9 protein-coding genes and 1 pseudogene are annotated in these 10,586 nt (G+C 40.0%); 5 read left to right on the forward strand and 5 right to left on the reverse strand.

The window, feature by feature from the left end; genetic code table 11:
* Nucleotides 1-202: 202 nt before the first annotated feature.
* Together cysQ and nudE are read right to left on the reverse strand one after the other, a co-directional pair.
* Entirely contained in the window at nucleotides 203-1,000 is a 798-nt protein-coding gene (gene cysQ, locus CWB77_RS17170) for a 3'(2'),5'-bisphosphate nucleotidase CysQ (protein WP_138623752.1), read from the reverse strand.
* Nucleotides 993-1,565: an ADP compounds hydrolase NudE gene (nudE, locus tag CWB77_RS17175; RefSeq protein ID WP_008108276.1), complete on the reverse strand. Its 573-nt coding sequence runs from the start codon at nucleotides 1,563-1,565 to the stop codon at nucleotides 993-995. The genes cysQ and nudE overlap by 8 nt, the downstream gene beginning before the upstream one ends.
* Nucleotides 1,566-1,829: 264 nt before the next feature.
* Here nudE and yrfG point away from each other — a divergent pair, with 264 nt between their 5' ends.
* A complete protein-coding gene (gene yrfG, locus CWB77_RS17180) occupies nucleotides 1,830-2,477 on the forward strand; it encodes a GMP/IMP nucleotidase (RefSeq protein WP_138623754.1) in 648 nt (215 codons plus the stop codon).
* Between the two features lie 10 nt (nucleotides 2,478-2,487).
* Here the strand turns inward: yrfG and CWB77_RS17185 are convergent, their stop codons facing one another.
* The 3 genes from CWB77_RS17185 to CWB77_RS17195 form a co-directional block, all read right to left on the reverse strand.
* On the reverse strand, nucleotides 2,488-3,114 hold the full coding sequence (locus CWB77_RS17185; protein ID WP_138623756.1) for a dUTP diphosphatase: 627 nt from the start codon (nucleotides 3,112-3,114) through the stop codon (nucleotides 2,488-2,490).
* Nucleotides 3,115-3,166: 52 nt separating this feature from the next.
* Nucleotides 3,167-3,535, reverse strand: a complete 369-nt coding sequence (locus CWB77_RS17190) for a YacL family protein (RefSeq protein ID WP_008108271.1) — start codon at nucleotides 3,533-3,535, stop codon at nucleotides 3,167-3,169.
* 113 nt (nucleotides 3,536-3,648) lie between these two features.
* Nucleotides 3,649-3,873, reverse strand: coding sequence for a hypothetical protein (locus tag CWB77_RS17195; RefSeq protein WP_054202800.1), 225 nt, complete (start codon nucleotides 3,871-3,873; stop codon nucleotides 3,649-3,651).
* 315 nt (nucleotides 3,874-4,188) lie between these two features.
* Here CWB77_RS17195 and uvrD point away from each other — a divergent pair, with 315 nt between their 5' ends.
* The 4 genes and pseudogenes from uvrD (at nucleotide 4,189) to CWB77_RS17215 (ending at nucleotide 10,428) form a co-directional block, all read left to right on the forward strand.
* Nucleotides 4,189-6,354, forward strand: a complete 2,166-nt coding sequence (uvrD, locus tag CWB77_RS17200) for a DNA helicase II (RefSeq protein ID WP_138623758.1) — start codon at nucleotides 4,189-4,191, stop codon at nucleotides 6,352-6,354.
* The gene (locus CWB77_RS17205) at nucleotides 6,332-8,422 is read left to right on the forward strand and encodes a GNAT family N-acetyltransferase (protein ID WP_138623760.1); all 2,091 of its coding nucleotides are present in this window, start codon (nucleotides 6,332-6,334) and stop codon (nucleotides 8,420-8,422) included. Before uvrD ends, CWB77_RS17205 begins: the two co-directional genes overlap by 23 nt.
* Nucleotides 8,423-8,501: 79 nt before the next feature.
* A pseudogene (locus CWB77_RS17210) lies at nucleotides 8,502-9,514 on the forward strand (ABC transporter substrate-binding protein).
* A gap of 56 nt (nucleotides 9,515-9,570) precedes the next feature.
* Nucleotides 9,571-10,428 carry a chemotaxis protein gene (locus CWB77_RS17215; protein ID WP_138623762.1) on the forward strand — a complete coding sequence of 286 codons (858 nt, stop codon included), beginning with the start codon at nucleotides 9,571-9,573 and terminating at the stop codon, nucleotides 10,426-10,428.
* Nucleotides 10,429-10,586 lie beyond the last annotated feature (158 nt).

Consider the following 10,586-nt stretch of genomic DNA (forward strand, 5'->3'; position numbering starts at 1 on the left):
ATTTGAACCGACGACCTTCGGGTTATGAGCCCGACGAGCTACCAGACTGCTCCATCCCGCGCCTGTAATTTCTTAGTAACAGTATTGTGTTATTCACAAGCCTGTTTCGAAGAGAGCGCTATAATATAGGAATAAACCTATAATGCAAGGTTTTACTAATTAAAAGCGTTTAAGTGAACAAAAACCCATCAAACAGTGGTATTTACAGTAATCGTTGATGTGGATTTATCATTTTTTGCCACTCCCAGTCGGGATGACCCATAACAATAAAATCCGGATTTTCTGTACTTTCTCTTTGGTTATACGTTAAAGGATTAAATTCAGCGTCGGTAATACAGCCGCCCGCTTCTTCAACAATAACTTGCGATGCACCCGTATCCCACTCACCTGTAGGACCTATTCTTAAAAAACAATCTGCTTTACCCTCAGCAACAATACACGCCTTAAGTGAACACGAACCTAAAGCCACCGTTGCAAATTGCGCATTTAGATACTGGCTAACTGCTTCTATTTTTTGGCGGCGGCTTACAGCCAAAGTTAAACTCTCGGGCGGTGCTACAAATATTTGTTTATCGTGCTCACCTTCACGCTTAAATGCCCCATTTTTAGCCGTTGCATAATAGGTCACGCCCTTTTCTGGCCAATGAATAACCCCCAGCACTGGGTGGTTATTTTCTATCAATGCAATATTAACGGCAAAGTCACCACTTTCGAGTATAAATTCACCGGTGCCATCCATTGGGTCAAGCAACCAATAACGTTGCCAGTGCTGTCTATCTTGCAACGCTGGAATGGGGGTTTCTTCTGACATAATTGGGATGTCGGGAGCAAGCGCATTTAAACCTGCTACGAGCACATCATTTGCGGCAAGATCGGCTTTGGTTACTGGCGTATTATCTGATTTTTCTTGCTGACCAATATCGTCTTTTTTATACAAAGACATAATGGCATCCCCTGCACTTTGCGCAAGCTCAATACATGGCTCTAGAAGTTTATTCATTAATGTCTCCTGAGGCTAAATACTTATCTAATAATAGCAGAGCCGCAACACTACGTGCTTCAGTAAAGTCAGGTTGTTCTAATAACGACTGCCACTGTGAAAGTGGCCATTTCACCACCACTAAGGGCTCAGGCTCATCGCCTAGTAAGGTTTCAGGATATAAATTTTTAGCAAACAAAATATGCATGGTTGCGTTAAAATAGCTCGGTGCCATAGTGACCGTTTTAAGCGGTTTAAAGTATTCAGCGCCAAAGCCAATTTCTTCTTTGAGCTCTCTGTTTGCAGCCTGTTCAGGCGTTTCACCTGGGTCAATCAGCCCTTTGGGAAACCCTAACTGATAGTCATTGGTGCCTGCACAATACTCACGAACCAGTAATAACTCATTTTCAGTGGTCATAGGTACAATCATAACGGCTCCACGGCCACCGCCGCGAATTCGTTCATACTGACGCTCTTCGTTATTTGAAAACTTAAGCTCTAAAGACTCCACAGTAAATAAGCGACTTTTAGCGACAACATTATTACTGAGAATTTGTGGTGGTGTTGGGTGCTTTTTCTGTGTCATGGGCATCAATTTGCTATCATTGCAGTTATACTAATCATATACCCAAATGAGTATAAGATGCGAGTTTCAGTTTGAATTAAAAGCAATTTAATTGAGCAAATAATTCTCGGGCTTAGCTAAAGTTAATTCTTTATTTTAGGCTACGAATACGCTCTTAATATAGTATTGTCGGATTTATACCTTAATAACTCAATTAACAAAGTTCATTAATCTACTTCATCGCAACTTATTCATTTCAAAAAGTAGTTTTCACAAGGATAAATCATGCTCAACTGGTCAAAAATCGATACTGTATTACTCGACATGGATGGAACTTTACTTGATTTACATTACGACACTGACTTTTGGCTCAACGTTGTACCCCAACAACATGCTCTGGCTCAAAATATCAGTTTTGATGAAGCCCGCGCAGATATCTTAAAACGCTATCAGGCTGTGAGTGGTAAAATTCAGTGGTACTGCTCTGACTATTGGGAAGCACAGCTAAACTTACCTATTCTCGAACTAAAGCGCCAGTCTGCCCACTTAATCAAAATTCGTGAAGACGTTCCGCATTTTTTAACTGAACTTCGACGTGCAGGTAAAGAGCTTATTTTACTTACCAATGCCCATCCTGAATGCGTAATGCTTAAATTTGAACATACCGCTATTGATAACTATTTAGACGGGGTGGTATCGACTCATGAATATGGAGTAAGTAAAGAGCAACAAAGCTTGTGGCATAAAGTGCAAGAGGACTTAGGGTTTGATAAACGCCGCACTTTATTTGTAGATGACAGTTTACCGGTATTACATGCCGCACGAGAATACGGCATTGAGCATTTACTTGCGGTTGCTAACCCTAATAGTCAGCAACCACATAACGATATAACCGATTACTTAAGCGTCACCGATTACCGTAAGCTTATTTAGCTTATTTAGCTTATTCGCCCTGAGGATAGCGCGCTACTAAGCCTTGATATACCTGTTTTGCAAAATCTGCATGTTCAGTATCAAGGCTTTTAACTACTTCTACTAAGTGTTCGTTATCTTCTTGACCATGCCATACTTTAATGTAGCTGCCATCTTTGTAACCATGATCTTGGCGGAAAAAGTTAAGCGTATTTTTACCTACATAACCACGGTATAAATCATCAATATCCATGCCTATTTGCGCCATACAACCAGCAAAAGCGGCTGCATCAAAGGTTTTATTGGCAACAGCACTGGCCGCTAGTAATTCAAGCGTTTGTTTAAAGTCATCACCTTGTTGTGGTGCACTCATTTCGGCTTGTAGTTGCGTAGCGATTTGCTCATAGCTGGTCTCACCGTCAATACGCAACGATAAGCCAAAGTGAAAAATATCAACCAGCTCTAAAATCACTTGTTCAGTATCTGGAGTTTGTTTTTTCCACCATTTCCAACCGTAATGATCTAACATTTCTGCACATTCAACCCAAATAGCTCTATACCATTCAAAGCCTTGACTAAACCATTGCTCATGTACTTTAGTATTCATGGCATTTTGCATTTCTAGCATAACAACTAGCTTGTTTAAATTCGCAGACATATTGGTTCCACTGTTGGATTTATAATTAGGGTAATAATACAGATAATATAACTTAACGACCAGCCGAAAACTCATGCCATGAGTTGATCAGGTCAACAAAGTCTTCAAAACCACAACCACTGCTTAAATCATTCTCTTCAAGCATTAATTCGTCATCTTGGTAGGCTAATATATCTTCGTTATCTTGATGCAGCGCATGCGCTTCAAATAACGCTTCATCTTTAGAAAGGATCAGGTCAATTTCTTGGCCTTTAAGTGTTAACGGTTCAAAGCTTGAACTCACCGAGCTAATAAGCGCCAGCACCATAGCCACTTTGTCTTTACCTATTTCTTCGTTTAACCAACGGCCTATAATCGCGTGCTCGCTGCTTATTTTAATTCTTAACCCACTAATAGGGTCGCGAATAAATTGGTATTCCATAACTTTATTCCAGTACTGCTAATTACAACAGATTATAACCTAGTCAGTTATGAATAACGCAAGCCAGATACAAAAATAGCGCCGCAAGGCGCTATTTAGTATCATCAATATAGCTAACCGCCTGAGCGATAGCGGGCAGCATCAATAATTGCCCATAAATGGAATACGGCTCCAACAATAGCTGGAACAACTAAGAACCATAACGCGTAACCGCCAAAAACCAAAATGGCAAACACCAGCGCCGATAAAATACGACCCTGCACCAACTGCCCTAAACCCGGGAAAAAAATATTACATAGAGCGGCTATTACATTTCCGCCAGAACCTTGTTGAGACATACTAACCTCTGTAGTTTAATTAATTTTGTATTTGTACTTATTATTTATACTTACACACTTTATGCCAATTTATTAAGGCTTACAAATCATACAGTTAAATTATTACGAATTTATCGCTTTAGTATTTTTTGCCAAAAATAAGTCAAATTAGCAATTTTAAATAGCTATTTTAGTTACTTGCTCAGTTTATACTGTTCACTATTCAACAACTTAAATACCTATTTTATAAATAGCTGTTTATAAAAACAGTATTTTATTTAGCCTAACAAAAACACCTGTTATACTGCTCTCATTATTGATTAAAAAGGCGTAACGATGGACGTTTCAGAATTACTCGATGGCTTAAATGATAAACAACGCGATGCCGTTGCAGCGCCATTACAAAACATGCTGGTATTAGCAGGAGCAGGTTCAGGTAAAACTCGAGTATTGGTTCATCGTATTGCCTGGTTAATGCAAGTAGAGCAAGCCTCTGCCTACAGTATTTTTGCGGTAACCTTTACCAATAAAGCCGCTAAAGAGATGCGCTCAAGGGTTGAAGAAACTCTAAAAGCCCCTGTTGGCGGCATGTGGATTGGTACTTTCCATGGTTTATCGCACCGAATTTTACGGGCACATCACCGTGAAGCAAATTTACCTGAAGCCTTTCAAATTTTAGACTCTGACGATCAGCTTCGCATGATCAAGCGCTTGTTAAAATCGATGAATATTGATGATAAAAAATGGCCTGCTAAACAGTTTGGTTGGTACATAAGTGCTAAAAAAGATGAAGCTTTACGCCCTAAAGATATTCAGGCATACGATATTAACGAGCAAATGATGCTGCGCGTTTACGCCGCCTATCAAGAAGCTTGTGATAGAGCGGGCCTAGTTGATTTTGCTGAAATATTACTACGCAGCTATGAGGTTCTTAAAAACAACCCAACCTTGCTGCGTCATTATCAGCAGCGCTTTGCACACATGCTAGTAGACGAGTTTCAAGATACCAATACTATTCAGTATGCATGGCTAAAATTACTTGCTGGCGACACTAGTAGTATTATGATTGTAGGCGATGATGACCAAAGTATTTACGGTTGGCGTGGCGCTAAAATTGAAAATATCAAACGCTTTTTAACAGACTTTGACGCAGAGACAATTCGCCTTGAGCAAAACTATCGCTCGACTGCCACTATTCTTAAAGCGTCTAATGCACTTATACAGAATAACTCCGAGCGTATGGGTAAAAGCTTGTGGACTGACGGTAACGACGGCGAACCTATTTCTATTTATGCCGCCTTTAACGAGCTAGATGAAGCGCGCTTTGTGAGTAGCAAATTACGCAGCTGGCTAAATGCGGGGAACGCACTACAAGATGCGGCTATTTTATATCGTAGTAATGCGCAATCGCGGGTGCTTGAAGAAGCGATGCTACAAGAAGGTTTAAAATACCGAATTTATGGTGGTATGCGATTCTTCGAACGTCAAGAAATTAAAGATGCCCTCTCATACTTACGCTTAGTGGGTAACCGCCAAGATGATGCGGCATTTGAGCGTGTAATTAATACCCCAGCCCGAGGTATTGGCGACAAAACATTAAGCCATATACGTGACTGCGCTCGCGCTGAATCTTTGCCGCTTTGGTATGCTGCTAAAGCCATTGTAGAACAACAGCATTTATCGGGTCGAGCATCTGGAGCTGTTGCAAAGTTTGTCGAACTTATTGAGCATATTGAAGATAAAATTAGTGACTTAACGTTGCATGAGCAAGCTAAATACGCGATTCAAACCTCAGGGTTAATGGCTATGTATCAGGCTGAAAAAGGCGAAAAAGGCCGCGCTCGAGTAGAAAACTTAGAAGAATTAATTAGTGCCTGCGATCAGTATGAACTCCCTGAAGAGGAAGAGTTTAGCTCGCCACTACAAGGCTTTTTAGCTTACACCTCACTTGAGTCTGGCGAAGGCCAAGCCGATGAGCATGAAGACGCCGTACAAATGATGACGCTTCACTCAGCTAAAGGGTTGGAGTTTCCTTTAGTGTTTATGGTCGGTGTTGAAGAGGGCATGTTTCCATCTCAGCAAAGTAATGAAGAAACCGGCCGTTTAGAAGAAGAGCGCCGCCTTTGTTACGTGGGTATGACCCGCGCTATGGAAAAGCTCTATATAAGCCATGCCGAAAGTCGCCGTTTATATGGCCAAGAGAAATATCACAGCCCATCGCGCTTTTTACGTGAAATACCCGAAGACTGCGTAGAAGAAATTCGCATTAAAACACAAGTATCTCGTCCGCCTGCAGCCGGTCGCTTTAGCGCATCGGTTAGCCATGCTGCATTTGAAGAAAGCGGATTTAACTTAGGTCAACGCGTGCTGCATGCAAAGTTTGGCATTGGCACCGTACTCAACTACGAAGGCAGTGGCGCACAATCTCGCGTACAAGTTAACTTTGACGACTTAGGCAGTAAGTGGTTAGTAACAGCTTATGCAAGATTACAAGCCGTTTAACCACGTTGTAGAGCGTGTACAGCAACAACTTGCGTATGCGAAACATCGCCAGTTACTGCTGCTTACAGGCGATAAAAATTGGTGTTATGAGCAATGTACTCAGTTGCTTGCTCATTTGCAGCACCCTTCTTTTGTACTGTCAAAAAGCACTCATTTAATTAATGCACATTGGCCAGAGCATACCCACCAAATTTTAGGACAAGAGTGCGCTCATGCTGTTTATGACGGCTACAGTGGACTGGTGCCAGATAAACTAGCCGCGCTCAGTGGCGTTGTGCAAGCAGGTGGCTTTTTAATTATATTGTTACCCGAACTTAAGGAACTTGAACACTGGTGTGATGACGCCCTTCCCTTATTTCAATCTTTTGGGCAAATGCACCCTTACAGCTTTTTTAATCAACGCTTAGCTCACTTACTAAGCAAAACTACTTTACTGCATTTTAGCCAGCAAAATGGTTGGCAGTGTATTACCGATACGAATCTATCAACTGGTGAAATTGACTTTACCGAGCAACAACAGTGTATTGAATTAATAATAAAAACGGCAAACGGACGAGCAAATCGATCATTATTAATTAATGCAGATCGGGGAAGAGGAAAATCAGCCGCATTAGGTATTGCAGCAAGTAAACTCAGCGATAAAAACATACTTATTTGCTCTATGCAATTTCGTGCTTTGCACAGTAGTTTTAAGCACTTAGCGAGTGAGCTTGATATAGATTATCGAGCTGGCGATAAACACATTGCAAACATGCACTATGTGGCGCCTGATCAACTACTGAACGAACAACCGAAGTGCGATTTGCTATTAATTGATGAAGCAGCAGCAATCCCTGTTCCAATTCTCATAAAAATTCTTCACCTTTATCCTCGCGTGGTCTTTTCAAGCACTATGATTGGCTATGAAGGTAATGGTCGCGGTTATATTTTAAAGTTTACTCGTTACCTCAAAACGCATTTTAAAAACATGCGTAGCATCAGTCTTGAGCAGCCAATCCGTTTTGCAAAGCACGATCCTTTAGAGCTGCACCTTCGTACACTCTTAGCTTTGGATGCAGAACATCACAGCGCTAGTTTGAATACTGCTCCCCTACAATTTAAGCATCTGCAAGCAAATCAACTTACTAACGACGAGCCACTGCTTCATCAAGTTGTTGGCTTACTAACACTCGCACATTATCAAACCAGTGTGAATGACTTACGTCACTTACTGGATGCCGCTGGGCAACGCCTATTTGTTTGTCAACAAGGTGATAATATTCTTGGTGTGTGTTTAGTAGCGATAGAAGGTGGCTTTACTACATCGTTGAGTGATGAAGTAGTGCAAGGTAAGCGCCGCCCTCAAGGGCACTTAATGGCGCAAAGCCTTGCACAATTAAGCTTTAACCCTGAGGTATTAAAACAATACTGCGCTCGCGTGGTGCGAATTGCCATTGACCCAGAGCAGCACAATAAGCACCTAGGAACACAATTACTTCATTACTGTGAACAGCAATTACAGAACGAGTGTGATTGGTTTGGTGCTAGCTTTGGTGCTAATGCGCAATTACTTAGTTTTTGGCAAAATAATGACTTTAATTTGGTTAAGCTGGGTTTTCAAAAAGATAAGGCAACGGGTGAACATAGCGCATTAGTTATTAAGAGCTTAACTAAAAATGACCAACTACTAGAACAATTAACAGCCCAGTTCGAAGCTGATTTTCCTTTGCAATTGCTCAGCCATTTTAGTCAGCTAGATTATAAACTGGTAGCAAAAATTGTTTCACGCTTTAATACTCATACCAATAGCATAGCTGATCAATCAAGATTAAAGTCTATGTTAACAAGTGACTATCAGCTATTTAATATTACACCTTTACTATGGCGAAGCTTTTGGGCATCTCCTCTTAGCTTGCCAAATGATGAGGATAATTTCCAATCTGTTTTTATTAGGCTAGTATTACAAAATTGGAAACCTAAAAATATCCAAACCGAGTTAGGTGTGAATGGCATAAAGCCGTTTAATATATTATTAAAAAAGGCTGTAAATAACTGGTATGAACGCACTTCGCATAATAATACACCTTAGTATTGCCCTCATTGCAATAGCCCTAGGACAGCCTTTAGCCTTTGCAGAGCAAGATAATAGCAAAGTTATTAAACTTGGCATGTCTACAGCACTAAGCGGACCGGCTCAAAATATTGGTCAACAATTGTATAAAGGCAGTAGCATTTACTTTAACAAGGTTAATAATGCCGGCGGAATAAATGGCGCAGAAATACAGCTTCTAGTTGCTAACGATAATTACGAACCAAAACAAACTGTTAATAATACCCGTACTTTTATTTATTCCGACAAAGTCGATGCATTGTTTGGTGCCATGGGCACCCCAACCAGCCATGCTATTATACCTTTACTAGAGCAATCAAAAATTCCGTTCTTAATGCCTTTTAGTGGGGCGAGCTTCCTACATGATAAATCACGAGCTAACATATTTAATTTAAGAGCAAGCTACAATGACGAAGCCGCAGAGCAAATTAAATACTTAGTAGAGGAGCGAAACATACAAAGATAGGGCTATTTATTCAAGCAGATGAGTTTGGCTTGTACGTAGAATCGGGACTAAGGAAAGAACTAGCAAAATATGATCTGTCGCCTATAAAAGTAGCGCGTTATCAACGTAATAGTCATGATGTAGCATCAGCGCTTAATGCCTTACAAACCAGTGGGGTGACAGCTATCTGTTTAGTTGGCACCTACGCACCACTTGGTGAATTTATAAACAGTGCACATGCGAAGAATTTTGCCCCAGACTATACCAGTGTTTCTTTTGTACCTAGCTTTGACTTATTTGGTGAAGTAACCACACCCTCACATATTATGGTTACAGAAATTGTTCCTAATCCACTCACATGTAATGATAATTTTTGTAATGAATTTTTGGCCGATATGCAAGCAAACAAGATTACAAAACCCAACCGTCTTCATTTTGAAGGTTATATTAATGCAATGGCATTTAGTAGGGCTGCAGCAAACTGCAAATTACCGCTTAAACACTCGTGCCTATTGAAAGAGCTTAATTCACTGTTAATAAATGATAAAATAATCAAAAAGTTTTTTATTGATACAAAAAATAAAAATAAGCGTAATGTATATCGCTCTTATTATGTGAATAAATAAGTACCTTCCAAATATTGTTCTATCCTTAATATACAAACTAAGTATGTGAGGAAACTATGGACTTAATTAACTTTAAAGTGGGTTATAAAACCATTTCACTTAAGATTCTTGATATCTTATTAACGGAACAATTTAATAATAACCTCACGGTGTTACCTAACGATAATAAAAGCTTTTTGGGCGTTAAAGATTATATGGGGATCCCAACCCCTGTATTTGATCTTGGAATCATTTTAAATGGAGTATCTACTGAGCGCAGTAATTTAGATGCTTTAAAGCAACTTAAATCTTGGCAAAAACAACTAATTGCTTGGTTTAATAGATTAGAGCAAGAACTACTCGTTTCGCAAAGCTCGTTAAAGGCGAATCAGTATGAGCTTACTGATTTTGAACAGTTTTATACGGAGTTTAAAACTGATAACGATGAATTAAAAAATACTATGTCACGCTTTGATGACTCGTTTAAATCGCTTCTACACAAATTGACCAGTGCAATAGATGCATATAAAAAAGGCAACAGCAAACAAGTTAGTACTCAACTTGAGATTATAAGGCGACATGATCTTATTCACCTAGAGCGTTTATTCGACTCTGCAATAGAACAAATCACTTTAGATTATAAACCTATTATTGTGTTTACCACTAAAGATGGCATGACCCCTCATGTAGGCCTATTAGTTGATAAGGTTGAAGATAATATTGAATATAAACAAGAAGATATTAAACCACTAGATAAGCTTACCGAAGTTGGTTTTGATATTGACCCCCAAACAAGAAGCATGATGTATGGACTGATCAAACTCGCTGATAAACATAGTGTACTTATTGATCCTAGCGCAATATTTAAGCCCAAAGACCTTGAACCATCGAGCAGCGCTCAAGAGCAAGAAACTGAAGCCTATGGACTGTTTTAAGGATGCTTCCTTTACACCCGTAAAAGCCCGACTCTTTTGAATCGGGCTTGCTTGTATTTAGAGTCGGTGCGCTATTTTGCCCATGGGTTTCGTAATACTCAACCCACGCTACGATGGTCAGGTTAACGCTGTGCAGCTGATAGCTGATATTTTCACTT

Origin of the sequence: Pseudoalteromonas sp. S1610, assembly GCF_005887465.1 — a bacterium.
GTDB classification, from domain to species: Bacteria; Pseudomonadota; Gammaproteobacteria; order Enterobacterales; family Alteromonadaceae; genus Pseudoalteromonas; species Pseudoalteromonas undina.

What these genes read in the sequence shown, in the direction of transcription:
- cysQ (WP_138623752.1), bottom strand. Translation starts at nt 1,000, where the DNA reads ATGAATAAACTTCTAGAGCCATGTATTGAGCTTGCGCAAAGTGCAGGG.
- nudE (WP_008108276.1), bottom strand. Translation starts at nt 1,565, where the DNA reads ATGACACAGAAAAAGCACCCAACACCACCACAAATTCTCAGTAATAAT.
- yrfG (WP_138623754.1), top strand. Translation starts at nt 1,830, where the DNA reads ATGCTCAACTGGTCAAAAATCGATACTGTATTACTCGACATGGATGGA.
- CWB77_RS17185 (WP_138623756.1), bottom strand. Translation starts at nt 3,114, where the DNA reads ATGTCTGCGAATTTAAACAAGCTAGTTGTTATGCTAGAAATGCAAAAT.
- CWB77_RS17190 (WP_008108271.1), bottom strand. Translation starts at nt 3,535, where the DNA reads ATGGAATACCAATTTATTCGCGACCCTATTAGTGGGTTAAGAATTAAA.
- CWB77_RS17195 (WP_054202800.1), bottom strand. Translation starts at nt 3,873, where the DNA reads ATGTCTCAACAAGGTTCTGGCGGAAATGTAATAGCCGCTCTATGTAAT.
- uvrD (WP_138623758.1), top strand. Translation starts at nt 4,189, where the DNA reads ATGGACGTTTCAGAATTACTCGATGGCTTAAATGATAAACAACGCGAT.
- CWB77_RS17205 (WP_138623760.1), top strand. Translation starts at nt 6,332, where the DNA reads ATGCAAGATTACAAGCCGTTTAACCACGTTGTAGAGCGTGTACAGCAA.
- CWB77_RS17215 (WP_138623762.1), top strand. Translation starts at nt 9,571, where the DNA reads ATGGACTTAATTAACTTTAAAGTGGGTTATAAAACCATTTCACTTAAG.